Annotated in this window: 15 protein-coding genes and 2 pseudogenes; 7 read left to right on the forward strand and 10 right to left on the reverse strand. The window is 43.1% G+C overall.

The features are described from left to right. The first annotated feature begins 1 nt into the window (after nt 1). From BQ5591_RS11495 to BQ5591_RS21860, 4 genes and pseudogenes are all read left to right on the forward strand, one after another. Nucleotides 2–982: a family 43 glycosylhydrolase gene (locus BQ5591_RS11495; protein ID WP_071149502.1), complete on the forward strand. Its 981-nt coding sequence runs from the start codon at nt 2–4 to the stop codon at nt 980–982. A gap of 147 nt (nt 983–1,129) precedes the next feature. Continuing rightward, nucleotides 1,130–5,158, forward strand: a complete 4,029-nt coding sequence (locus BQ5591_RS11500; RefSeq protein WP_159434459.1) for a hybrid sensor histidine kinase/response regulator transcription factor — start codon at nt 1,130–1,132, stop codon at nt 5,156–5,158. 60 nt (nt 5,159–5,218) lie between these two features. Beyond that, nucleotides 5,219–6,880 (forward strand): annotated as a pseudogene (locus BQ5591_RS21175) (glycoside hydrolase family 97 catalytic domain-containing protein); the annotation flags it as partial. A gap of 15 nt (nt 6,881–6,895) precedes the next feature. After that, on the forward strand, nt 6,896–7,195 hold the full coding sequence (locus BQ5591_RS21860) for a glycoside hydrolase family 97 C-terminal domain-containing protein (RefSeq protein WP_262483129.1): 300 nt from the start codon (nt 6,896–6,898) through the stop codon (nt 7,193–7,195). 388 nt (nt 7,196–7,583) lie between these two features. On the opposite strand, the gene xyl3A is transcribed toward BQ5591_RS21860, so the two are convergent. The 3 genes from xyl3A to BQ5591_RS11520 form a co-directional block, all read right to left on the reverse strand. Beyond that, nucleotides 7,584–10,181 carry a xylan 1,4-beta-xylosidase gene (gene xyl3A, locus BQ5591_RS11510; RefSeq protein WP_071149504.1) on the reverse strand — a complete coding sequence of 866 codons (2,598 nt, stop codon included), beginning with the start codon at nt 10,179–10,181 and terminating at the stop codon, nt 7,584–7,586. Between the two features lie 109 nt (nt 10,182–10,290). After that, a complete protein-coding gene (locus BQ5591_RS11515) occupies nt 10,291–12,513 on the reverse strand; it encodes a glycoside hydrolase family 3 C-terminal domain-containing protein (protein ID WP_083380961.1) in 2,223 nt (740 codons plus the stop codon). Nucleotides 12,514–12,599: 86 nt separating this feature from the next. After that, nucleotides 12,600–15,482, reverse strand: coding sequence for a glycoside hydrolase family 31 protein (locus tag BQ5591_RS11520; RefSeq protein ID WP_071149505.1), 2,883 nt, complete (start codon nt 15,480–15,482; stop codon nt 12,600–12,602). A 256-nt stretch (nt 15,483–15,738) separates the two neighbouring features. Between BQ5591_RS11520 and BQ5591_RS11525 the strand changes: the two genes are divergently transcribed. The 3 genes from BQ5591_RS11525 (at nt 15,739) to BQ5591_RS11535 (ending at nt 18,783) form a co-directional block, all read left to right on the forward strand. Continuing rightward, on the forward strand, nt 15,739–16,005 hold the full coding sequence (locus BQ5591_RS11525; protein ID WP_159434460.1) for a hypothetical protein: 267 nt from the start codon (nt 15,739–15,741) through the stop codon (nt 16,003–16,005). Between the two features lie 131 nt (nt 16,006–16,136). Beyond that, on the forward strand, nt 16,137–17,423 hold the full coding sequence (locus tag BQ5591_RS11530; protein ID WP_071147970.1) for an IS1380 family transposase: 1,287 nt from the start codon (nt 16,137–16,139) through the stop codon (nt 17,421–17,423). A 289-nt stretch (nt 17,424–17,712) separates the two neighbouring features. After that, complete coding sequence (locus tag BQ5591_RS11535; protein WP_159434461.1) at nt 17,713–18,783, forward strand: alpha/beta hydrolase; 1,071 nt, start codon at nt 17,713–17,715, stop codon at nt 18,781–18,783. A gap of 15 nt (nt 18,784–18,798) precedes the next feature. Here the strand turns inward: BQ5591_RS11535 and BQ5591_RS11540 are convergent, their stop codons facing one another. The 7 genes and pseudogenes from BQ5591_RS11540 to BQ5591_RS21865 form a co-directional block, all read right to left on the reverse strand. After that, entirely contained in the window at nt 18,799–20,157 is a 1,359-nt protein-coding gene (locus BQ5591_RS11540) for an MATE family efflux transporter (protein ID WP_071149508.1), read from the reverse strand. A 35-nt stretch (nt 20,158–20,192) separates the two neighbouring features. Further along, the gene (locus BQ5591_RS11545) at nt 20,193–21,893 is read right to left on the reverse strand and encodes an alpha-amylase family protein (RefSeq protein WP_071149509.1); all 1,701 of its coding nucleotides are present in this window, start codon (nt 21,891–21,893) and stop codon (nt 20,193–20,195) included. A gap of 68 nt (nt 21,894–21,961) precedes the next feature. Further along, nucleotides 21,962–22,771 carry a patatin-like phospholipase family protein gene (locus BQ5591_RS11550; protein ID WP_022163320.1) on the reverse strand — a complete coding sequence of 270 codons (810 nt, stop codon included), beginning with the start codon at nt 22,769–22,771 and terminating at the stop codon, nt 21,962–21,964. Between the two features lie 197 nt (nt 22,772–22,968). After that, complete coding sequence (locus BQ5591_RS11555) at nt 22,969–23,478, reverse strand: ECF transporter S component (RefSeq protein ID WP_071149510.1); 510 nt, start codon at nt 23,476–23,478, stop codon at nt 22,969–22,971. A gap of 21 nt (nt 23,479–23,499) precedes the next feature. Continuing rightward, on the reverse strand, nt 23,500–24,621 hold the full coding sequence (locus BQ5591_RS11560) for a DUF362 domain-containing protein (RefSeq protein ID WP_071149511.1): 1,122 nt from the start codon (nt 24,619–24,621) through the stop codon (nt 23,500–23,502). Between the two features lie 70 nt (nt 24,622–24,691). Next, nucleotides 24,692–25,468 carry a bifunctional hydroxymethylpyrimidine kinase/phosphomethylpyrimidine kinase gene (gene thiD / locus BQ5591_RS11565; RefSeq protein ID WP_235817127.1) on the reverse strand — a complete coding sequence of 259 codons (777 nt, stop codon included), beginning with the start codon at nt 25,466–25,468 and terminating at the stop codon, nt 24,692–24,694. Nucleotides 25,469–25,477: 9 nt separating this feature from the next. After that, a pseudogene (locus tag BQ5591_RS21865) lies at nt 25,478–26,059 on the reverse strand (thiamine phosphate synthase); the annotation flags it as partial. Between the last annotated feature and the right edge of the window lie 71 nt (nt 26,060–26,130).

Raw genomic sequence — 26,130 nt, forward strand, 5'->3', positions numbered from 1 at the left:
GATGAAGATTTTTGTTTTTTATCTGATTTGTATGATTGCCCCCCTTTCTTTGTGGGGGCAAAATTTGCATAAAGGTATCATGATGTATGGTGACAGCAGCCGGACGGGCAGGGCTTTTACAAAGGATCCGTATGTCTTGAAATGGAAAGGAAACTATTTGATGTATTATTCGATACCAGAATCCAAAGAACGTGGTATCGGATGGGGAATTGGCATTGCAGAGAGTCAGGATTTAGATTCCTGGCAGAAAGTAGGGGAGATTAATCCGTTGCAGGATTCCGATTTGGAGCGGAAGGGTATCTGTGCTCCTTGTGCTATCGTAAGGAATGATACCATACATTTATTCTATCAGATATATGGCAATGGGGCGTTGGATGCCATTTGCCACGCTTATTCGGTTGATGGTATTCATTTTGTACGTAACCGTACTAATCCAGTGTTTCGTCCTTCGGGCGATTGGAACTGCGGAAGAGCCATCGATGCAGAAGTGTTTGAATACAAAGGGCAGTATTTCTTGTATTATGCGACCAGAGATCAGGCATATCAGAAACAATACTTAGGTGTGGCAGTCACTTCCAGACACTCTTCTTTTGATCGTGATACCTGGAAACAGGCATGTTCGGCACCTATACTTTTTCCTGAACTTGCCTGGGAAGGCAATTGCATTGAAGCTCCTTCGGTCATCAACCGCAATGGTAAGCTTTATATGTTTTATGCCGGCAATTATAACAATGCGCCACAGCAGATTGGTGTTGCAGAAAGCCATGATGGCTTGGTGTGGACGCGCTGCAGTAATAATCCTTTTCTAGCTGTAGGAAAAGCCGGTGAATGGAACAGTAGTGAGTCTGGACATCCGGGAATTTTGGACGATGGAGAGCAATGCTATTTGTTCTATCAGGGCAACAATGATCATGGAAAAACCTGGTTCCTCTCTAAAGTTCGTGTGCAGTGGAATCAGAAAGGTCCCTATCTGGACGAATAAAAGACCAATATGTGGAAAGAGTGTTATCATTGAAATATCTGTCGTATGAGGGATTCCGAGTTGGAACTATTTTCTATTTTTGCATAGGATTTTGCCTTAAAGTGGCGGATATTGTAAACTAGAAGTAAATTTTTGTATCTGATTACCATGAAAAATAACATGTCTTATGTTAAGTCTTACCTGATAGGGATCTTTTTGTTTTTATTGGCTTTTTCGGTCTCGGCCAAGCAGTATTATTTTAGAAATATTAATTCGAATCAGGATTTGTCCAGTAATTCGGTGTATACCATTTATCGGGACAGTAGAGGCTTTTTATGGATCGGTACAGATTTGGGAGTAAACTGTTACGATGGTTATCAGATTAAAACGTACAAGGAAAATTCTCTTGATAAAAACAGCATAGCCAATAATTATATCTATTCTATTACCGAAGATGCTTCCGGTTTGCTCTGGATATTGACGAGGGCTGGTTATTCTGTTTTTGATTTGCGTAAAGAGTGCTTTTACAATGATTATGCTTTTATTCTTAAAGAACGAAATGTAACCCAAGGGAACTGGATACGGGCTATTATTCAGAAGAAAAATCTGGATGCATACATCTTGGACGATTATTCGGTTTCTATCTATGATCACGAAAAGAAGCAAACACTTAAGGTTAAAGATTCTGATAAGAAAGGTTTCATAACGGGGTGTATCGACTCTAAAAGATACCTATGGCTATTGGATAAGGATTTTGCATTGTTAAAGGTAAATATGGATACGGGGGATATTGTAGACCGCTCTTCTTATCTCTCGGGAAAAGGACTCAGCAGGATCCGGCTTTTTATGGATGACCGTAACAATGTCTGGGCAATATGCGATGAGCGTTTTTTGGTTCAGTATAATCCTGCAATCAATCAGTGGCGTGAATTTTCGGATGTTTTGTTCGATTCTTATCTGCTTCGATGTATCACTCAGAATGAGAATAACATTTATATTGGGACCGATCATGGAGGACTTTATGTCATAGATATGAATACGTTTTCCATCAAGAATATAAAAAAAACGAACGAACTATATTCGCTTTCAGACAATACTGTAAGCAGTTTGTATTCCGATGCTGACGGTATCTTGTGGATTGGTACTTATAAATATGGTCTTGACTGCTATCATCCATTGTTCAATTCTTTTCATTCTTATAAAATTAACGAATCGAAATGGCTGAATGACATTAACTGTTTTGCCGAAGATAGTGAGGACCGGTTGTGGATTGGGACAAATGATGATGGACTTTATATAAGAGCGAAGGATGAAAGCTCCTATAAGAAGATCAGCTATAATCCGAAAGGAGATGGTAAAGGAACTATCGTATCTCTTTTTCAGGATAGTAAGCAGCGAATGTGGATCGGGACATTCATGGACGGATTGTATTGTTATGCAGATAATAAGTTTGTGCATTTTGACGAGAAAGACGGCATAGACAGCTCTGTGTGGTGTATTGGTGAGGACAATAGTGGAAATGTATGGATCGGTTCCTTGAATAAAGGTATATTCCGTTATGTTGACAGCGAGAAACGTTTTGTCGCATCTAGATATAATGCGGAAAAGACAGCTACCACGATCGAATGTATATTCCGAAAAGAGGCTGATAATGAACTTTGTTTTGGAACTTCTGTTGGCATTCAGGTCATCTCTGCTTCCGATGAATTAGTGAAATTCTTCAGATTCAACAAACCTGAAGATACGACCACTGAAAAGAATTACATAAACCGTATTGTACAAGACTTGCATGGATATTACTGGGTGTGTACACAAGGTGGGCTTGCTGTAGTGGATGCAAATATGAAGAACTATCACTTTTTTACAGACAAAGAAGGCATCGAGCAGAATACTGTCTATATGGCGATTGTAGACAAAAACAATGATATTTGGGTCAGTACTCCCAAAGGCTTGTTCTGCATTCAGGTTATCAGTTATGGGAATCTGACGGATATGGAGGTACGAATATCGAAGTATGGCAAAGAAGACGGATTGCAGGATAATATTTTCAATGCAAAATCAGGACTCTTGACCAAAGACAATAAGGTCATCTTCGGTGGAGTAAACGGATATAATGTTTTCGATCCTTCCGAGATCGTACATAAAGAGCAGGGAGAAAGGTTATCATTTACCAATCTGTATATCAATAACAGGGTAGTAAAGATCGGTGAAGAGCTCAACGGGCGTGTTTTGTTGGAACAGGCGTTGACCAACTGCAAGAAGGTTGTTCTTAAATATGATGAAAATAATATGCGGATCGAATTCTCTGCGTTAGATTTGTTATATCCGCAGAAATATAAGTATGAGTATAAGTTGGAGGGAAAAGACAAGGACTGGCAGAACGTTCAAGGTGTACTTCCTGCAGCATCGTATAGCGATTTGGACTATGGTAAATATCAATTGCGGGTAAGAGCGGTCGACCAATCGGGAGCCGGTTATGTTCAGGAAAAAATGATTGGGATAGAAGTGTTGCCGCCGTTCTGGCTCAGTTGGCCTGCATTCCTGATATATTTTATTGTGGCTGTTCTCGCTGTTTATTACATTGTAAGAAATATCATGCTACGTACTGCGTTGAAGTATAAAATCATGCAGCAACAACTGGAAAAGACACATATGGAAGAAATGAATAATATGAAAATCAATTTCTTCACCAATTTAAGCCATGAGTTGCGGACACCGGTATCGCTGATTATACTTCCCATTGAGAACTTGTTGGTTCAAGAAAAAAACTGGGCCATAAAGAACAAGTTGAATATGGTATTGAGAAATGCCAAGCGGCTGCTTTTTATTGTCAATCAGCTGTTGGATTTCCGAAAATTGGAAGCTGGGGAAATCTCTTATAATCCGATGGTGGGAGATTTGGTCTCTTTTGTTAAGAATGCGGCTGCTGCATTTGCAGATATGGCTCAAAGTAAGAATGTCAAGCTTTCATTTACAGGTAATGTCGAGGAATTGTATACGCAATTTGACCCGACCAAAATGGAACGTATCATTTTCAACTTGCTTTCCAACGCTTTTAAGTTTACCCCTCATGGCGGAGAAGTTGCAGTTTCTGTCGAATATGACGAAGAAGCCAGTCTGCCCATAAAAATTAGTGTCTCAGACACCGGAATTGGCATTGAGGAAAAAGAATTGAGGAACATATTTAAGCCTTTTTATCAGGTAGAGCCGAATGGCCGCACCATTAATATCGGAACGGGTATAGGGTTGTCTATCATTCACGACTTTGTACATTTGCATCAGGGAGAGATCGATGTAAAAAGCGAGATTGGTAAAGGCACTACTTTTATAATAGAGTTGCCCTTGGTTAAGGGAGATGAGAGTCTGATAGAGCAGGAAGCTGTAGAAACATCCATTCAGACAGACGTGGCAAAACCTGTTCAATCCTTGGGCTTTTCGCCTAAGGAACATACGGTTCTTGTCATAGACGATAATGATGATTTCAGGTATTATTTGGTGGAAAATCTTCGTCACGAATACAATGTGCTTGAAGCTGAAGATGGAGAGGCCGGATTTGAGAAGGCATGTAAGCATATACCGGATCTTATCATATCGGACGTCATGATGCCGAAAAAGGATGGACTGCAGTTGTGCGAGATGCTGAAAGCTCAAGATAAGACTGCGTCTATTCCGGTGGTTCTGCTGACCGCCAGTGTATCCGAACAGGATAAGATCAAGGGGCTGGAATTGGGCATCGATGTATTTCTTACAAAACCGTTTAATTTGGAAGTTTTAAAAGCACAGATTGCCAATCTGCTGAAGAAACAAGAAGTGAAGAAGGAAACGGAAAAACGGGAAGAACCTATTGTTGCTAAAGTCGAACATAGTTCGCAGGATGAGAAGCTGCTGAATAAGGTAATAACAATCATGGATCAACATCTGTCTGAGTCGACCTTTGGGGTTGAGCAGCTGAGCAAGGAAATAGGTATCAGTACCGTGTATCTCAATAAGAAGATTTCTGCCATGACGGGGAAGACAACCAGTGAGTATGTTCGTTCGCTTCGCATCAAGAAAGGAGCGGCATTGCTGTCGAAGACTCAAATGTCGATAGCCGAAATCGCTTACGAGGTAGGATATACCGAACCCAAGTATTTCTCGAAATATTTTAAAGAGGAATATGGCATGTTACCGTCTGAATATAGAAAGAATTATAAGTGAAAAGTATGTTGTTGTAAATCGGAGTGGAGAGGTTTTACTTTCTTATAAAAAATATTACTTATGTATAAGCTGATCGGATTTTGTTTGTTATTGTCGTTTGCGTCTTTGAATTTGTTTGCAAAGAAGTATTCTTTATGTTCACCAGACGGAAAGTTGCGTGTTGTTCTTCATGCAGATGATGGCTTTCTGACATGGGAAGTTGCTTACACAGATGCTGCCGTATTGCAGCCATCGCGCTTGGGGCTTAAATTTCAAGAGGAGTCAGAAGCTGGATTATGGGTAAAGAAAGTCCGAAACAAAGAAGTCTGTGTCACTCGGCAATCTTCTTTTTATAAAAGAAGTAGCTGGCAAAGCGAATATCGTGAAACCGAACTGACATTCAGGAATAATATCCGGTTGCAGATCAGGGCGTATAATCAGGGAGCAGCTTACCGCTTTGTCAATTCGGAGGACAGTGTAATATTGAGCAATGAGGTTGCCGAATTTGTATTTGACAAAGACTATTCCTGTCAGGTTCCCTATGTTTGCGATCTGCGTGATGCGTCCGATCAGTATTGTTCGGCATTCGAGTCATTGTATTCTTTTCTACCCTTCAGCTCGCTGAAGGCAGATTCCCTTTCATTGTCTCCGTTGTTGGTTTGTCTGGATGGAAACCGCAAGGCCTTGATTGGTGAGTCCGGACTGAAAGATTATCCGGGTATGTTTCTGAAAAAAGCCGAACAGGCAAATTATGGTGTGGAAGCCGACTTTGCACGATACCCACTTGATTTCTATGTTGGTGGATTTAATCAGTTGAACGAAATGCCCCAGACCAGAGCCGATTATATCGCGCAGCTATCTCCAGGTCAGTGCTTGCCTTGGCGCATTGTGGCAGTATCTACCGATGATTCGCAATTGCTCGGTTCTGACCTTGTATACGAATTGGGTGGTGAATGTCAGTTGGACGACACGAGTTGGATTAAACCCGGCAAGGCTGCTTGGGACTGGTGGAACGATTGGAATATAACAGGGGTGGATTTCAAGGCTGGTTGTAATACGCAGACTTATAAGCATTACGTTGATTTTGCTTCCCGTTACGGACTGGAATATCTGGTAGTGGACGAAGGGTGGAGCAAGAACGCCAAAGATATGAGCGAGCTCAATCCGAATCTTGACTTGGTTGAATTGATTCGCTATGCGGACGAAAAGAATGTGGGAATCATTTTGTGGGCTTCCTATCTGGGCTTCGTGAAGAATACAGATTACTATCTGGAACATTATGCCTAGATGGGAGTTAAGGGATTTAAAATCGATTTCTTCGACCGCGACGATCAGCCTATGGTGAAGTTCTGTTATGAGTTGGCCAAGAAAGCGGCAAAGCATCATCTGGTGCTGGATCTGCATGGCATGTTCAAACCATCAGGTCTGAATGTCTGCTATCCCAACGTCTTGAGTTTTGAGGGTGTTCGTGGACTGGAAAACTGCAAATGGCACAATTACGATATGCCAGCCTACGATGTGACGATGCCTTTTATCCGTATGGCAGCTGGTCCTGTGGATTACACACCAGGAGCTATGAACAATGCAGCCAGGTCTGTTTTCCGACCAGTCACACAGCAACCCATGTCGATGGGTACCCGTGTACATCAGCTGGCCTCTTACGTTGTGTTCGATTCTCCTTTGCAGATGTTGTGCGATTCTCCTACTTTCTACGAACGGAATGTCGATTGTACACGTTTTATAGCGTCTGTGCCTACGGTGTTCGATGAATATGTTCCTTTGCAGTCGAAAGTCGGGAAATATCTTTCTGTCGCAAAGCGCAAAGGCGATGAATGGTTTGTAGGTGCTTTGACGAACTGGGATAAGCGGACCATTACCATCGATTTCAGTTTCCTCCCTGCTGGTACGTATAAAGCAACTGTTTTTACTGACGGAATCAATGCGGACAGGAATGCCACCGATTACCGGAAGACTGAAATCACTGTCACCTCTGATATGGTATTGAAGTATGACATGGCTTCCGGTGGAGGAGTGGCAATGAGGATCCAGAAACTTTAGGAAAACATATTGTTCGGACACCAAATTATTTTTGTCTGGCAGGCTATAATTTTTTCCCAGTTAGGAAATAATTTTTTTCTAACTGGGAAATTATTTTTTCCTAACTGGGAAAAAAACACTCTCTAACTTGGGAGAAATATAGTTAGTATAAATACGGTATTTGCTATCTCTAAAGAGGGTGTTTGGCTTCGTAAAGAAGGTATTTAGCTTCGTAAAGAGGGACTTTAGGACATCAGGTAAGTTGCTTGGAGTTTGGCTGGTCTTTATAGATGAATTAATGCGGTGTGTTGGGGGGATTGTATAGTCAGAAAAAAAGCTGAAATCTATCTGACGGCTATTATGCTGTAGGATAGATTTCAGCTTTATTATTCTTAACGGTTAGAGAAACTTATTCTATCGTTATGCTTGTCTTTTTCAGCTTGTTGACATCTGATGTGCCACCATATAGAATTTCGTATTCACCTTCCAACTGTCGCATGGTGTTTGTCTCTGTGTCGAACCATTCGAAATCTTCAGGCGACAATGCTATTTCTACATCGGTTGTATTGCCTTTGGCTATGGCTACGCGCTTGAATCCGCGCAAGGCATGCGAAGGACCTTCTTTGTCGCCGGGACGTCTCAGATAAACTTGTACTACTTCTTCGCCGTCGCGTGCACCGATGTTGCTTACGGGGATGGTGACAGTAAGCGTTTCGCCGGCTTTGATGGAGGGAGCACTCAGTCGGGCATTGCCATATTCAAAGTTGGTATAGCTTAACCCATGTCCGAAGTGGAAGAGGGGAGTACCTTTGAAATAGCGGTAAGTGCGTCCTTTCAGTGAATAGTCTTCAAAGTCGGGAAGTTGGCTGGTACTTCTGTAGAAAGTAAGTGGCAATCTGCCGGCCGGATTGTACTCACCAAACAATGTCTTGGCAATGGCTTCTCCACCGGCTTGCCCCGGATACCATGCCTGTAACATGGCATCGCACAGTTCAGTTTCTTGAGTCAACGCCATTGCCGAACCCGAGAAGTTGACGAATACGATTTTTTTGCCAGCTTTCTTAAGCGCTTTCAGCAAGGCTGTCTGTATCGAAGGAAGCTCGATGGTCTCACGGTCGCCGCCACGGAATCCACGGATCTTAACGGGCATTTCCTCTCCTTCGAGCTGAGGAGAGATACCACCGGCGAAAATGATGACATCGGCATCTTTTACCCGATTGACAGAGGCTGAAAGATTAAGAGGAATTTCACGTCCCAGGTCGAAGTTGAGCGATGCGCAGTCGCCTTCGGTAGCTACGTAAGCCACTTTGATCTGGTATTCTTTTCCAGCCTCGACGGGCATGGCATAGGCACGTGCACTTTTCATATTTAATCCCGAAGCCACTTCTTTGCCATCGACGTAGAGACGTACATGTCCTTGTGTCTGGAAACTGAATGCGATTTCTTCGGTTTTGTCCGGACGGAAAGTGGCTTCGTAGATAGCCGAAAAATCACCGAGGTTTACTCCGGGAGCAAACACGGTAGCTCCTGCCGTGGTGAAACGGAAAGGTGTACCAACATGTGCCGTAACTTCGGGAATACTGTCGGGTTTCTGCTTGTTCCAGTACATGGCACTGAAACCTTTTTGTCCGTTGCTGCTACATCGGTCGAAGAGGCTGAGCAGGGTGACTTCAGAAGTATGGTCGCATCCGGGTTCGTAGATAATCTGCGATTCGGGTAACATTTGCTGTAAACCTTTAAGTAACGTGATTGTGTGGCTGGGGAATCCGTTGTAATTGCCCCATTGCATCACGGAGTCGTTGGCATTGGGACCCATAACGGCCACTTTCGTTTGTTTGTCTAAAGGCAGCAGATTGTTTTTGTTCTGCAACAATACGAGGCTTTCTTCGGCCATCTTCAAGGCAAGGTCGCGATGTTCCTGGCAATCGACTACGCTGTATGGAATACTTTTCCAGGAAACATCTTCGTCCATTTCGCCCAGTTCGAAGCGGGCAGTCAGCACACGCTTGAGTGACTTGTCTATCGTCTTTTCGTCTATCAGTCCTTCTTTTACAGCATCGACCAGAGAGCCGTAGCTTGCTCCGCATTCCAGGTCAGTTCCTGTACGTACAGCTTTGGCACTGGCATGTTGAGCATCGGGCTCAGTGTTGTGGTTTCCCTCGGTATAGAAGTCGGCTATGGCCCAGCAGTCGGACAGGATGATGCCGTCGAATCCCCATTCGTCACGCAGAATCTGTTGCAGCAGACGATTGCTTCCGCAACATGGTTCGCCTTCGTAGCGGTTGTAGGCACACATCACTTCTTTTACTCCGGCTTCGGTAACCAGTCTTTTAAAAGCCGGCAGGTAGGTTTCCCACAGGTCGCGGGGAGCAATATTTTCGGCATTGAATACATGTCTGTTCCATTCAGGACCACTATGCACGGCAAAGTGTTTGGCACAGGCATGTAATTTATCGTATCGGGTAGTGTCGGGACCTTGCAGGCCACGTACTACACTTACACCCATCTCGCCGGCCAGATAGGGATCCTCACCGTAAGTTTCTTGTCCTCGGCCCCATCGCGGGTCTCGGAAGATGTTGACGTTGGGAGTCCAGAACGTTAGTCCTTGATAACGCTTCAAGTCACCACTTTTAGCAAATTGAGTATTCTTGGCACGTGCTTCGTCGGATACGGCGGTAAATACGTCATACAGCAACTCGTTGTCGAACGAGGCAGCCATACCTATACATTGTGGAAAAACGGTAGCAGTACCTGCTCTTCCTACGCCGTGTAAGGCCTCGTTCCACCAGTCATACTTTTTGATGCCAAGTCTTGGAATGGCAGGTGAGTTCATTTGCATCAACGAGACTTTCTCTTCTAAGCTCAGTCTGCCGATGAGGTCTTCGGCCCGTACTTCAGGTGATAATGAAGCGTCTTTATACGCTTCTGTTTGTGTTTGGCATGCTGACATCAGGAAGCAAACGCATCCTAATGTCAGTCCGAATCGTGCAATTCTTTTTCTTTTCATGTTTGTTTAATGATTTTGTTTGAAAAAACTGTTTGTTTGTGGGCTTTAAAGATATGCATATTTTGGTGAGGAATGCATATCTCTAGTTGCTTTTTTGCAGTTTTCCCGATTATTTATATTCAAATTGTACGGTTCCGCGTATGTCTGCTGATGAAGCAGCAATATATGCCTTGAATTTTCCCGGTTCGACAGTCCATTTCTGTTGTCGGTCATCAAAGAATTTCAGATCGTCGGGTGTGATAGAGAAAGTTATTTCTTTTTCTTCTCCGGGATTCAATTCTACTTTGCAGAACTTTTTCAGTTCTTTTTGGGGGCGGAGCAGCGTGCATTCTTCATCACCGATGTATAGTTGTACGATCTCTTTTCCGATGACTGTTCCACTATTCCGCACTTTGAGGGATATTTGCAAAGAGTCTGTTGCTGTCAGGGTCTTGGATGTAGCGGCAGGTTTTGAATAATCGAATGTCGTATAGCTTAATCCATAACCGAAAGGATACAGGGGAGCTATTTTCTTGGTGTCGTACCAACGGTAGCCTACGAGGATATCTTCTTTATATTCTTCCTTGATGCTATCACCCGGGTAACTCAGTTGTCCGAAGTGATGAGCCGGGCAGTCTTCGAGCTTCACCGGATAAGAAAACGGCAGTTTACCGCTTGGAGTAACTTTACCTGTCATTACATCGGCAAGTGCGTCTCCGCCGATTGAACCCAGATACCATGATTGTACAATGGAAGGAACCTGGTTGTTCCATGGCATTTCTACTGCATTTCCACTGACAATGACTGCTACGACATTGGGATTAGCCTTGACAAGTCCCTCGATCAGTTCGTCCTGTCCGAACGGTAATCCGTACGAAAGCCGGTCGCCTCCTTCGCAGTCCTGATAATGGTTTTTGTTCAGTCCGCCAATGAAAATAACCAAGTCGGCTTTAGCAGCTTTTTCGATTGCATCGTTTCGTAAAGAATCCATAACGGATTGCGGTATGTTTTCTGCATTTCCATAAATCGGACGTCCGGCTGTATAGCCTTGTGCATATTCTATGCGATTACCCAATCGTTTTTTGAGCCCTTCGAGTGGCGATACAAATCTTTTCACTTTCAGTTCGGAAGAACCACCTCCCAACATCAGATTACGTGTTGCATTGTCTCCAACCACTAAAATGCGGTTATATTTTTCGGGAACAATAGGCAATAGAGCCGCTTTCTTTTTCGAACTCTGGTTTTTCAGCAAAACAATACCTTCGGAGGCTATTTCGTATGCAGTCTGTTCGTGTGCTTCGCTGTTCATAGAACCAAATCCCTTTTGACTGTTCATCGAGGTACGGAATATCAAACGCAATACACGTGCAGCTTTGTCGTTTACAACCTCCATAGGGATTTTACCTTCTTTTATCATTTTCAGATAATTCTTTCCCAAATAGTAATCATCGTAACCGAATTCTGCTTCCGAGGTCAGTCCGTTGGTATAGGAACCCATTTCAATGTCAAGACCGTACATGGCAGCCTGATAAGTATCGTGAGCAGCTCCCCAGTCGGTAATGACACAACCGTCGAAACCCCATTCTCCTTTCAGGATCTTGTTATTCAGCAATTCGTTGTGTGTGGCATGTACGCCCCGTACTTTGTTGTAAGATCCCATGATGCTCCATGCATGTCCACGCTGGACGGCTGCCTGAAAAGCGGGTAAATAAATCTCGCGTAAAGCTCTGTCACTTACTTGCACGTCGATATGGCCACGCCATACTTCCTGATTGTTCAGTGCATAATGCTTGACGCATACAGCTACCTTGTTGGATTGTACTCCCTGAATGTAAGGAACACACATTTCAGCTGCCAGATACGGGTCTTCGCCCATGTATTCGAAATTACGTCCGTTAAGAGGAGTACGGTATATGTTGACACCGGGTCCCAGCAAAACATCCTTTTCGCGGTAACGTGCTTCTTCACCAATCGCTTTTCCGTACTTGCCTGCAAGTTCTGTGTTCCAGCTGGCAGCCAGACAGGTGAGGGCTGGGAAGGCTGTGCAGCTGTCGCTGGTCCATCCGGCATATCCCCAGTCGTTCCAGTTGACTTCTGCACGTACTCCATGAGGGCCGTCGCTCATCCATAATTCGGGGATACCAAGGCGGGGGCAACCGGGAGAGCTGAACTTGCCTTGGGCGTAACTCAGACGTGTTTTTTCTTCTAACGTCATACGGCTGAGTGCGTCTTTGATTCTCAGTTCTATCGGTTGATTCTCATCCAGATATACAGGCAGTGCATCGTTTTGAGCTTTCAGGCAGGTACACGTTACGGTAAGCAGGCCTATCATAAGAAACTGTTTCTTGTTCATATTCTTTTTATTTTTAAGTGTTATACATGATATATATCGGATCAAAGTATTTATGACTATATATACTATATATTTTGCAGTTTAGGTTAAAGCTGTATTTTCTGTAAGCTACCATTGTATGTGATGGTGATCCCTTTGGCTTTGTCATTGAATGCTTGGGGATTGTTTTTGCTTACCGGGATGATTTCGAAAGTCCGTTCCTGAAGCATTCCGTCAAATTCTCCCTTTCGCTCACCAATAATAAGCTGGTGGCTTGTCTCATCATATGTCATAGGAATGAGGGCATATCTGTTCTTTTCGTAATTGTAATTAGTGCCTTCATCTTCGTATAACGTAAATGAGGCATCGGCTCCCTGATAGACATATAATTTGATGGAATCTGCTTTCTTCTCGTCGGTATATTGAATTTCGGGACCAAAAGGTATGATTGAACCTGCACGAACAAACAAAGGAATACGTTCGTATGGGGCATCTACATTCTTTCTTATTCCTCCTTTTTGCAATTTTCCGGTATAGAAGTCGTACCAGTCGGACGATTTGGGGAAATAAATTTCACGGCTTCGTGCTTCGTACTGGTATACAGGAGAGACCATGATGGAAGGACCGAACATAAATTGGTCGCCTATATTGTTTACATTTTCATCAGCAGCGAAGTCCATCACCAATGGGCGCATGATTGTATAATCGTTGAGCCAAGTCATGCCAGCAAGGGTGTAAATGTAGGGCATTAACCTGTAGCGGAGTTTGGTATAGTAAACAACGGAATTATATGCAGGGTGTCCTTCGGGAGCAATTTCCCAGATTTCACGGAAAGGATATTGGCCATGAGCACGGAACAGAGGACAAAAAGCACCGAATTGGTACCAGCGTGTATTGAGTTCGCGCCATTCCTTATAATCTGCATTCTCTTTTTGGGTTTTATTCCATTCCGTTTGGCCTTTTACATATCGGCTTTCTACGCAAAAGCCTCCGATATCCATTGTCCAATAGGGGATGCCACTTACAGAGAAGTTTAAACCGGCTGTAATTTGTGCTTTCATATCTTCCCAACGGGTTGCGATGTCGCCACTCCAGGTAGCTGTGGAATATCGCTGAAGACCAGCAAATCCGGAACGGGTCAGCAGGAACACACGTTTATTGTTGTCTACGCTACGCTGGCCGTTGTAGATGGCTTCGGCATTCATCAGTGCATAAGCATTGAAATATTCGGCAGAAGGCCCTAAGGCAGTAGGTCCGCATAAGTCTTTGCGGTATTGCATGTCGGTACAATCTCTGATGTTAGGCTCACTGGCATCCATCCACCAGGCATCGATATTGAGCGGATAATAATGTTCGTACATTTGCTTCCAGAATAATTTACGTGCATCGGCATTGTAGGCATCGTAGAAGCCGTAGTGGTAGCCGGGACCTACCCAGTCTCTCAGACTGTCTTTTACAGACTGCTGATAAATCCATCCGTTCTTATCGAATTCTTTATAATGTTCGGTATTAATGTAGAACTTAGGCCATACGGAAATCATCATACGCCCGTTCATGGCATGGATAGAGTCGACCATTGCTTTGGGATCGGGGAAAAATTGCTTGTCGAATTCATGACTTCCCCATGCATTTTCCGGCCAGTGATTCCAGTCTAATACAATGTTGTCGATAGGAATGCGGCGCTCGCGGAACGTCTTAAAGGCAGTAAGCATCTCATCGGCAGTTTTGTATCTTTCCCTGCTCTGCCAGTAACCCATGGCCCATTTGGGCATGATGGGAGCTTTGCCAGTTAGGGTACGATAGCCGCTGATGACATCGTCCATATCATTTCCGGCAATGAAATAGTAATCGAGCTGTTGGGTCATTTCGCTCCACCAGGACTGTTTACCTTGTTCATGAGGATCTACCGGACTTAAAACCCGCAAACCGGAGTAAGAGACAGAACCGTCTGGTTCCCATTCTACTTTCAAGGGAACTTTCTTACCAGCTGTAAGGTTTACAGAGAATTTGTAGCTGTTGGGATTCCATGCTGTACGCCAACGTTCGGGTACGACTAGTTTGTTGTCGATGTAGACTTTAGTGTATCCGGCATAGTATAAGATGAATTTGAATTCTCCACTTTGCGAAGGTTCAATTGTTCCTTCGAAACATACTTTGGAACCCATGAATGGAAATCCTTCTGGCAAGTTTATGACTTTCGACAAGTCTTCGCGCTTTAAATGCTCAAAGTACAAGGAAGGCTCACGACGTACCAACGTTTCTTTTCCCGAATGTTCGGATGGTATATAGGTGCCGGTCAGGGCGCCTTCTTTTCCATCTTTATCGTATAGCTTGAACACTTCTCCCAATTGTGAATAATCATTCGGATTACCGAAACGGCATAGGGAGTAACTGTCCAGCAGAATACCATAATTTTTATTGGATACAATAAATGGTACAGATACTTTGGTGTTGTATTGGAATAGTTCTTCGTTCTTTCCTTTGTAATTGAATTCTTCGGACTGATGTTGTCCCAATCCGTAAAAAGCCTCATTGTCCGGTGACTCGAATACTTGACGGATCGTGTAACCTTTACGACCTTCTATCTCTATTGGTGTAAAATGTTTTCCTCCCCCCTTGTTCTCCTGGAGGATTAATTTTCCGTTTTTATCTGTGAACCATACTTCGCCGGTTGAGCTGAGCACACTGGCCTTGACTTCTTGAGTCGAAACGGATATTGTATCTCCTGATTGCAGAACTGTGAATGGAACTTGTTCTTCTGGAGGAATGGCGATCAGACTTTTCTCTTTACTGAATTTTCCCAGAGGAGTAGCAGATACATGAATAAGTTTTTCGCCTACAACCTGGAGACGTACCAATTGCGGCTGATTCTCGTTCTTTTGTTGTATTCTGACAATAACTCCGTTTTCGGTAGGTTGAAAGACTTTGTTGTTGCAGGAGCCTAGTAGTAGTCCTGTCAGTAAGCAATAAGAAAACAGTTTTATTTTCATGGTTGTAAGATGGTTTATTTATTATTATAAAAGAATTCTATAGGCTGATACAAAGATAAGAAAATAAGTCCTTTATAAATAGGTATAAATAGTAACAAAGAGTGCGCTAATCATAACAGAGAAGGGGAAAATAAATAAAATATAGCTTTCTGAAGGGGGAAACACTGCTTTAATTATCATTTTATACTGTTTTTGTTATGCAATAACACTAGGGTAAACAGATCTTATTTTTTATTTTTGTCCAAAACACATGGCTATGAAGAAAATCTTATTCTTATTATTGAGTTTTGTTCTGATGTCTTCATACGCATCAAGCGCATCGGTTGTAGTGGAGAGTCGGGAACTGTATCATCCGAAAAACTATTCTATAATGTATATGAAAGATGGGGAACCAGTAGACAAGCATGCGGATCAAAAACTCTTATATTCTTTATGGAAGGAGCTTTTTATACTAGATATTCAATTCAAGTTTGTCGGCCCTGATATTGTAGATACAAGGATAGGCAAGATGAATTATACCTAAATTCCGCAGCATTTTAGTTTAACTTATTTTATAAGTACCTGAGCAACAAAAAGTTGCTCAGGATTTTGCCATGTCAGATTTTTCACCTATCTTAGTGTTGCAAATCAAAATATGTATCAAACCCGACAGACATGGCAAAGGTAGCAATAAAATCTGAGAAACTCTCTCCTTTTGGAGGAATTTTTTCAATAATGGAGCAATTTGACTCCAATCTCTCATCTGTAATCGACTCAACCCTCGGTATGAGATGTAGGCTGTATGGTTATCAATACAGCGAAATCATCCGTTCGCTTATGAGCGTTTATTTCTGTGGCGGCTCATGCATAGAGGATGTCACCACTCATCTGATGTATCACCTCTCGCTTCATCCGACACTTCGCACATGCAGTGCCGACACGATTCTCAGAGCCATAAAGGAACTGACCCAGGATAACATTTCCTACACATCCGACACTGGCAAGACCTACGACTTAAACACGGCAGACATGCTGAATACACTGCTCCTCAATTGCCTATTGTCCACAGGGCAGCTGAAAGATGGCGAGGGGTATGACGTTGACTTCGACCACCAGTTCATAGAGGCTGAGAAGTTTGATGCGAAACCCACATACAAGAAGTTTCTCGGATACCGTCCTGGCGTGGCGGTTATTGGCGACTTGATTGTCGGCATTGAGAACAGCGACGGCAACACAAATGTCCGTTTCCACCAGAAGGACACGCTGAAGAGGTTCTTTGAAAGGTTTGAAAAGAACAAGCTTATGATCAACCGTTTCAGAGCTGATTGCGGCTCGTGTTCTGAAGAGATAGTGGAAGAGATTGCTAAACACTGCAAGACCTTCTATATCCGTGCCAACCGATGCAGTTCGCTCTACAATGACATCTTTGCCCTCAGAGGTTGGAAGAAAGTGGAATTGGGCGGCATTGAGTTTGAGCTGGCCTCCATTCTCATCGAGAAATGGAAAGGGAAGGCATACCGTCTTGTGATTCAAAGACAGAAGCGGATAGACGGCGAACTCGACCTGTGGGAAGGAGAATACACCTACCGCTGCATCCTTACAAATGACTACGAGTCTTCCGAGAAAGAGATTGTCGAATTCTATAACCTCCGTGGAGGGAAGGAACGCATCTTCGATGACATGAATAACGGATTCGGCTGGAACAGGCTTCCAAAATCCTTCATGGGAGAAAACACGGTGTTTCTTCTGCTTACGGCACTCATACGCAACTTCTATAAATTCATCATGGCGAGGCTTGACGTGAAGAGGTTCGGACTCAAAGCAACAAGCCGCATCAAGGCGTTTGTCTTCAAGTTCATCTCTGTGCCAGCCAAATGGGTCAGGACATCAAGGCAGTATGTGCTGAATATCTATTCATGCAACAACGCTTATGCTGATGTGTTCCAGAATGACTTTGGATGACACCGACAACTTATGGTCGTGATTTTGCGTATTGCCTCAAGTCGCATGGTGGGGTAAGGGGATTTAATGCGTCTTTGTGGCGATTTTTGCTGCGTTGCACCCTCTTTTGCCACAGTGTCGCTACCTTTTTGACCTCTGTGTCATCTTATGAGGGCGGTTGCGGATTTGAGGTTATACTCAATTGTCTGAGGATTCGAAGTCTTGTAATAAGGCAGAAAGGCTGGAAAAACTTGTAGCCGAATATCAACCTGATATTGTTCTGTTAGATATAGTTAAATGCGATGACACTTTGAAGAGTGATTACTCTAAAAGTTGGGCTTCGGTAATTACAGATATATTGCAGGCTAATTCAAATGTTAAGATAATTCTGCCTAAAACAGGGCTGGGAAGTGAGTATGTGTCACATATTGCAGGGCTACCGATGACATCTGGAATGCCTTCAAATGATAGGATATTATGGGTTGACTCTAATATTACGTTTGAAAGCGTTCATAAGAAGCAGTTTTCTGATAATAAAAGTAACGAAACTTGTGTGGTTGGGGAAAAAGCAAAAGTTTGGGCAGACGGTATTACTCGGTTAGTGCATAAGACGACGAAAGCTTATACTCCGCAAATCTATTCATATAAAGCAATTGCAGAGGGTGATTCTTTGACTCTTCATGTTTTTGAGGATAGAAAGTTGAAAACTGCATCCGTTAAGCCTGCCATTGTATTTTTCTTTGGAGGGGGATGGAGCTATGGCACTCCTTTGCAATTTTATAGGGAATGTTCTTATTATGCTTCAAAAGGATATGTGGCAATAGCTGTGGACTATAGAATTAATTTTTTGCACCATACGACTCCTTTCCACAGTTTTGATGATACTAAAGATGCTATCCGTTGGATAAAGAAACATGCACAGGAACTGCATGTTGATTCTACAAGAATTGTGGCCGCAGGAGCGTCTGCTGGTGGGCAATTGGCTGCGGCTTTGGGGACTGTATCTAATATCTCCGAGGGAGATACAGAATCATATATCCCGGATTTATTATTGTTGTATTATCCGGTTATTGATAATAGTCCGCAAGGATATGGACCTAAATTGATGAAAGATAATTATCAGAAGATCTCTCCTCTGCATAATATTAATTCCAAGACTCCGCCAACTTTGCTCTTGGTAGGAACTAAAGATCAGTATGTCCCTGTAGAAACGTGTGAAGCGTACAAAGCGAAGATGGATTCTTTGGGGATAGATTGCGAATTGCATTTGTTTGAAGATCTGGGACATCCACTCTTCTTATATCGTGAGCCGTTGACTTCCGTCTTTTATGAAATAAGGAAGTATACAGATGCTTTTTTACAGAAACATGGTTATTATTAAAATGAGAGTAAACTGCTAACTTTGCACAGACGAAGGGTATTTCTTCTCCACTTTCTTGATATAAATCCAAAGTGCAATTACAGCAGTGACAAAAGCAAAAAAGTCTGATACAGGCATGCTGGTCCATACTCCATCCAATCCTAAAAATCGGGGGAAGAATATCAGACCAGGCAATAGATATAATAATTGTCTGGTTAGAGAGAGAAATATGCTGATTTTGGCCATGCCGATACTTTGAAAGAAGTTACCTATGACAATTTGTGCACCTACAAATGGAAATATGGCTATGCAAATGCGTACTCCGTGCGAAGCCATGTCGATGAGATGCTCGTCACTGGTGAAAACAGCCGAAACGGCATGAGGAAACAATTCACAGATGATGAACCCGGAACTTGTGATACATACCCCAGTCAGGATACTTAATTTCAAAGTCGCTTTTACCCGTTCGTGTTTCAGTGCTCCGAAATTATATCCTACGATGGGTTGCATACCCATTGTCAGTCCTAATACAATCATGACATAAAGCACTAACAGGCGGTTGATGATGCCATATGCACCGATTGCCATATCTCCTCCATAGCGTTGCAGACTGTTGTTTACTATAATGACAATGGCACAGGCTGTTACATTCATTAGAAATGGCGACATTCCGATAGAGAAAATATTGCCGATAATGCGTTTCTTGATTTTCCAGAATCCACGATGCAACTGCACTACACTTGTTTTTTGAATAAAGTGTTGCAGAACCCAAACCATTCCGATAAATTGGGAAATTATGGTAGCTGTTGCTGCTCCACGGATTCCCCATTCGAAGTGGAAAATGAATATAGGAGCCAGAACCACATTGCATATCACTGTTACCAGTGAGGTCAGCATGGCTTTACGTGGATAACCGGTAGCACGCATGATATTATTCAGCCCGATCATGGTGTAAGAAATAGGTGTTCCTAGCAGAATAACTTGCATAAAATCACGGGCATAAGGCAGAGTGTCATTGCTGGCTCCGAAAAATAGAAGTATCTCATCCAGAAAAAGCAAAGATATGCTTCCGAAAAGGATAGAGTTTATCAGGCAAAGTGTCAGTGTGGTAGCTGCAATTTCATTAGCGCCTTTCAGGTCTTGTTGTCCTAAACGGATGGATGAGATGGTAGCCCCTCCGGCTGATACCAATGTACAGAACGCTACAACGAGATTCATAAGTGGAAAAGTAATGGCAAGGCCAGCAATACCCATGGCTCCTACACCATGACCTATAAAAATGCTGTCGATGATATTATACAGCGAGGTGATGGTCATACCGATAATGGCAGGGATAGAGTATTGCAGAAGCAGTTTGCCTATGCGTTCAGTTCCTAATATATGGGGATCGTTCATAGCTCGTTTCTATACATTGTGTTTTTTATATCTGATTACAATATGATTTTCAGTATTTTTCCACTGTATCCTTTTACTGAAATATCTGTAGCCTTATAGGGCAGCAGGCTGATGTCTTCTTCTTCTCCACTAATTAAATCTTTTGCCCGATATTGGGGATTTTGTGGTATCTGCAGAAAATTGAAGGCATGTGTCGGTATGTTGATGGCAAGATCCATGGACATATGATCGAAATTGACAACAATGAGGAGCAATTCGTTTTCATATTTGCGCAAGAAAGCATATTGTCTGTGCTCATTAAAACGCCAACCGTTTATGTTAGCATACATCAAGTCGAAGAAGTCCCCTTGTGAGATTGCTTTTTCTTCATTGCAAAGAGTCAAAACACGCTGATAAATGGAATGCAAAGCTTTTTGTTCATCTGTAAGCATATTACCGTCGAATTTTCCTCCGTTACGCCAGCGTCGTATTGTATCTATACTCCAATAGTCGAAGATAGTTGTCCTGCCATCGCGTCCACTGAAGCCTTCGTTATCCATACCAGGTTCTCCAAATTCTTGTCCAAAGTAGATCATCATGGGGTTGGTATTCATGCAGGCCGATACGATTAAGCCTGGGATCGCTTTGAATGGATTGCCGGCAAAAAAATCGGAGGCTATTCGTTGTTCGTCATGATTTTCCAGGAAGTTGAGCATGCGCTTTTCAATTCCTCCCAGATTTTGCCATGCATGAGTGATGGCAGTTGCCGATCCATTATTGCAGATGATGGAGCGCAATGTATCATATAGTCCGACTTTATCGTATAAATAATCGAATTTTCCACGGAACAGATAATTCTTGTATTCGGCAGGATTATAAACTTCGGCAATGAATAGGATCGATGGATATTGTGCTTTTACTTGAGGTATGGCCCATTCCCAAAACTCTACAGGCACCATTTCTGCCATATCGCAACGGAAACCATCGATATTTTTACCAGCCCAGAATAATAGGATATCCAACATCTTAGTCCAGGTATCCGGAATCGGATTAAAATGAGGAGTGTTCCCATTCTGATAATCTATACCATAGTTCAGTTTTACGGTTTCATACCAGTCATTGATGTTCGGATAAGCATCGAAACGGTTATTGCCTGTTGCTTTGGCCGGGTATTCTTTATATGCTTCGGCAGCAGCTCCTTTCATGTCAAATTGGGCATGGAGCTCAGAGTTCGGTATATAATAAAAATTATTATAGGGGCTGAAAGCATAAGCCGGATCATCATTGGCTCCTAATTGAGCTGTTCCGTCGGGCTGGCTGTCCGAATGATACTGGCGTGCTACATGATTGGGTACAAAGTCGATGATAACCTTTAAGTCACATCTGTGTGTGCGCAATACAAGGTTCTCGAATTCTTTCATTCGTCCGGGAATATCTTTGGCTAAGTCCGGATCTACATCGTAGTAGTCTTTGATGGCATACGGCGAACCAGCTTTTCCTTTAACAAATGCCGGATGGTCAGGCCGGATGTTGTAACGACGATAATCGGTTTGGGTTGCATGTTCTATGATGCCTGTATACCATATATGGGTTGCTCCTAGTTTTTTTATTTCGTTTAAGGCTTTTATGGTAAAGTCCGCCATTTTACCGCATCCGTTTTCTGTGATATTTCCATTGTAGATACAATGATTATTATTGTTTCCAAACAGACGTGTGAAAACTTGATAGATGATTGGCTTATTATGATTATCCTTCATTTTATTATGTTTGATTGAAGATTGATACTATGTGAATTAGATTTAGAGTCGGAAGCATACTTTAGCTTTTAGGTTTTCCAGACACTTCCTTTCTCGGACAATGCTTGTGCCAGTATTTCATTGGCTGTATTATAGCCCTGCATGAATATTTCTTCTGCTTTTTCCAATTCTGTATTGCTGTATCCTGCCAAGTTATAAGGCTCTATCAGCAGGTCGGCTTTTTCCCGTTCAGGGAATGAATTGGAACGGAACATGAAATTGTAAGAACGTAAAGCTATGCTTACAATATTCATTTTGTATTTGGTAGCCATGAGCGGGCTGACATTTACTGCGACTACTTTCTCACAGATCCGGCGAATCGTGGAAACTGGCAGGTTCATCATTAAACCACCGTCTACATAATATGTTCCTTCTATTTTTACTGGAGAGAACAGTACCGGCATACAGCAGGAGGCGGCTACCCGTTCTGCTATGTCGCCTTTGTGGAAATGTACGATACGGCCATGGTCTAGATCGGTTGCTGTTATGATAAGGGGAATTTGCAGTTGTTCCAGTTTCTTGGCTTTCAGGTTGCTTCGTAAAAAGTCGATAAACTCGTCCAACTCGAACAGTCCTACTTTGGGTATCACTAATTTTGTCAGGTCCTGAAATTTGTGTCCGGCAAAGTAGTCAAGGACTTTATGGGGTTCGTTCCCATCAGCATAGAAGACACCGGCTAATGCTCCGGCACTGGTTCCTGATATAATGTTAGGATGAATGTCATGTTCCAGTAGTGCCTGCATGACTCCCAAATGTGCAAATCCTTTGATGAATCCACCGCTTAAAGCAAATCCTACAGCATATTTTTTCGTAGACCAGTTATTTGTTATAATTTCCATTTTTCGGGATTTGTATCATTTATTCGGCACGAATTTAATGATTTTCTTGTTTGAATAACGTATAAGAATGGAAATATTTTGGGCAAAAATATGCTTTTTATAGGGGGAAACTTATTCGAAGGTTGGCAGATATAAAAAAACGGAACATGAAAGGATTTTCATCCGATCATGTTCCGGTCTATATCGTGATGGATTTATCAGAGATTTCTGATGGCTTTCAGCAACAGAAAACCTCCCCACCATTGTATCAGCATTCCTGGGATTCCCATACGAAAGTCCTGAATAGCGAGGTAAAAATCTCCGCACAAAGCCCATTCAAAACCAGTACCGATGAACTGATAAGCCAGAACAACGATAAGCAGGGTCGCAATAGTTGCTTTTTGTGTATAATGGGCGGTCATGGCGGCAGCGCCTGCCAGCAATGTTGATTTGATCAGAATAGGGAGGAGTATGGAAGTTGCGGGCATGCCGAAAAGCAGGTGGTTAATGACAGGTGAAAGCAATGCTGTCAGCAAACCTACCCGGAACCCGTATTTATAAGCTGCAATCAGAGTAAAGAAGTAGATTGGCAGTAATGTCGGTCCACCAGCTGGAATAAGATGGCAGAGCTGTGGCAGAAGGATGTTGCCTGCTATAAATAAGAAGGCAAACAAGTATGTCTTTATGTTTCCGAAAGACAATGAGTAAAATCTTGCATTTGTTTCCATATTTCGGTGTGATATTAAGATTTATATTTTGATAAGTTCGTATTCCATTGTTCCCAAACCGATTTTCTCGGCGTGGCGAAGTCCTGCTAACCAGTCGGTATCGGGATGTATTATATGGAATTTGTCGCATCCGCACAGGTCCTCGTGTTCGTGCTTCTCGCCCAATACGTTGTTGCCGTGTAGGATGGGAGTAGCTATGACCATGTCGGCGCAAGCTTTGTCCAATGCGACAGGGTCGGCTGAAGCCAGCATTCCAAGATCGGGGATGATAGCAGCATCATTATGGTTCCAGCAGTCACACTCGGGTGATACGTTCATAATGAAACTGATATGAAAATGTGGTTTGTCTTTTACTACAGCCAAAGCATATTCTGCAATTTTGTAGTTCAACCGTTCTGAGGTGTCCCAATCGCTGACGACGGCAGCATCATGTTGGCATAAGGCAACACATTGGCCACAGCCGACGCATTTTGTATAGTCTATTTCGGCTTTGCGGTCCGCATTCAGATGCACGGCGTCGTGGGCACAATGCTTTACACAGATGTTGCATCCGATGCAGTTGTTTGTATTAATCTTGGGTTGCGATGCTGCGTGCAATTCCAGTTTCCCGCCTACACTGGCACATCCCATTCCCAGGTTCTTCAGTGCACCGCCGAAGCCCGCCTGTTCATGTCCTTTGAAGTGGTTCATGCTGATGATCACATCTGCATCGGCAATGGCTGTACCGATTTTGGGAGCAGGACAGTATTCACCGTTTAAAGGAATTTCACGGTAATCTGTACCTTTCAGACCGTCGCCTATAATAACCTGACATTGTGCCGATATGGGATTGAATCCATTTTCCATGGCACTTTGTAAGTGGTCTACTGCATTCGAACGGCGTCCGCTATATAAAGTGTTACAGTCGGTCAGAAAAGGCTTTGCACCCAGTTGGCGAAGCAGGTTTGCCATACGTGCAGCATAGTTAGGACGTATATATGCCAGGTTTCCAGGTTCACCAAAGTGAATTTTGATAGCTGTAAAGCTATCTTTTAAGGGAAGCTGCGCAATACCGGCACGTTTCAACAGGCGTTCCATTTTGTCCAGCAGGTTTGATGTTGGAGAAGTACGCAAATCCGAATAATATACTTTTGCTTTTTCCATATTAATACCTATTAATGGTGATAATCTCTGCAAAAATAGCGGATTAAATTAAGAATAAGTAGGTATTATTCTAAAAAAAGTGCCATAGCGGACCGTTCCCTTGACCAATTTGCATGTTTTTCCCTCGATTGATGGCCTGATAAACATATTGTTTGGCTTGTCTGACAGCCTCTTCCATGGAATTTCCGTAGGCCAATTGTGTGGCGATGGCTGACGAAAGCGTGCAACCGGTTCCATGCAGATTATGGCTTTCAATTTTGGCTACACTATAGCGATATATGTTTTCCCGATGGAACAGGACATCACACATTTCGTTTCCTTCCAGGTGCCCGCCTTTTACGAGTACTGAAATTCCATAACGATGGGCAAGAGTTTGTGCGGCTTCTTCCATGTCGTTTATACTGTTTATTGTGTTACCGGTCAGCAGTGCTGTTTCGTGCAGATTGGGAGTGATGAGCGTACATAGGGGAAACAGCTTTTCGCAGATAGCTTGTATGGTTTTTTCAGTCATCAACCGGCGCCCACTGGTAGAGATCATGACCGGATCGTAGACAACATGTAGAGGGCGGTATATTTGCAGGCAATCAGTAATGGCTGTAACAATATTTGCATCGTGTACCATACCTATTTTAACGGCATGAGGGGGGAGGTCGTCCATCACAGATTCTATCTGACGTCGTACTGTCTCATCTGTTTGTGGATAGACGGCTTGTACGCCTTGGGTATTTTGGGCAGTGATGGCTGTTATGACGGTAGCGGCATATCCTCCTAAGGCTGAAATGGTTTTTGTGTCGGCCTGAATGCCTGCACCACCCGAGCAGTCAGAGCCTGCAATGGACAGGATGATTGGTGTGAAAGCGGCTTGCCGTAGACGAAGAAAATGAGGTATGAAGTCATTGCCTAAATGATTCCAGATATCGCCCAACAAAACGGCACCTCCGAAGCCGAATTGTTTTATGTCGTTCATCCGTTCGCTATCGAGCCCTCCTAATGCCATGACACGGGAATCGATGATGCCTTGTCGGTGGGCTTCTTGCAACTGGTTGGTTGTGAAAGCCGACGAATAGCCGGCTTTGGATATACTGTCGAAGATGGGGCTAAGGAATACGTAATTGCAGGATGGCTTGTGTTGCTTGACCTCTTCTAACGAGTGACAGGAGCAACTGATATGTCCTTTATAGTCTTGGGGAACATGGGGATTACGCCTGTTCAAATGGATACCTTTCAGATGATATCGGTTGACTAATTGAAAATGTTCGTGAACAACAATGCGCGAATGATATTCTTCGGGTATCTTGTCTAGTAGACTTTCAATTTCTGTAATGTCAGATTCTGGCTTTCGCAAATGAAGAATTTCCAGACCATAGTAGAACAAGGTGGTGATAGCTTCCGCTTCGCCAGGGAAGAAGTCGGGACGGGTGATAACAATCAGTTTCATAGTCAACTTGTTTGTAAAGCTCAATACGGTGTTGGGTAGTTAGTTGGTTTGTAGGGGCGCATATCGGTATG

The sequence above is a fragment of the Bacteroides ndongoniae genome, assembly GCF_900108345.1.
Taxonomy (GTDB): Bacteria; Bacteroidota; Bacteroidia; order Bacteroidales; family Bacteroidaceae; genus Bacteroides; species Bacteroides ndongoniae.

Coding starts and splice junctions, on each gene's coding strand:
- BQ5591_RS11560 (WP_071149511.1), bottom strand. CDS start 24,621: ATGGAAAAAGCAAAAGTATATTATTCGGATTTGCGTACTTCTCCAACA.
- BQ5591_RS11500 (WP_159434459.1), top strand. CDS start 1,130: ATGAAAAATAACATGTCTTATGTTAAGTCTTACCTGATAGGGATCTTT.
- BQ5591_RS11520 (WP_071149505.1), bottom strand. CDS start 15,482: ATGAAAATAAAACTGTTTTCTTATTGCTTACTGACAGGACTACTACTA.
- BQ5591_RS11495 (WP_071149502.1), top strand. CDS start 2: ATGAAGATTTTTGTTTTTTATCTGATTTGTATGATTGCCCCCCTTTCT.
- BQ5591_RS11545 (WP_071149509.1), bottom strand. CDS start 21,893: ATGAAGGATAATCATAATAAGCCAATCATCTATCAAGTTTTCACACGT.
- BQ5591_RS11550 (WP_022163320.1), bottom strand. CDS start 22,771: ATGGAAATTATAACAAATAACTGGTCTACGAAAAAATATGCTGTAGGA.
- BQ5591_RS11525 (WP_159434460.1), top strand. CDS start 15,739: ATGAAGAAAATCTTATTCTTATTATTGAGTTTTGTTCTGATGTCTTCA.
- BQ5591_RS11515 (WP_083380961.1), bottom strand. CDS start 12,513: ATGAACAAGAAACAGTTTCTTATGATAGGCCTGCTTACCGTAACGTGT.
- BQ5591_RS11555 (WP_071149510.1), bottom strand. CDS start 23,478: ATGGAAACAAATGCAAGATTTTACTCATTGTCTTTCGGAAACATAAAG.
- xyl3A (WP_071149504.1), bottom strand. CDS start 10,181: ATGAAAAGAAAAAGAATTGCACGATTCGGACTGACATTAGGATGCGTT.
- BQ5591_RS11530 (WP_071147970.1), top strand. CDS start 16,137: ATGGCAAAGGTAGCAATAAAATCTGAGAAACTCTCTCCTTTTGGAGGA.
- BQ5591_RS11540 (WP_071149508.1), bottom strand. CDS start 20,157: ATGAACGATCCCCATATATTAGGAACTGAACGCATAGGCAAACTGCTT.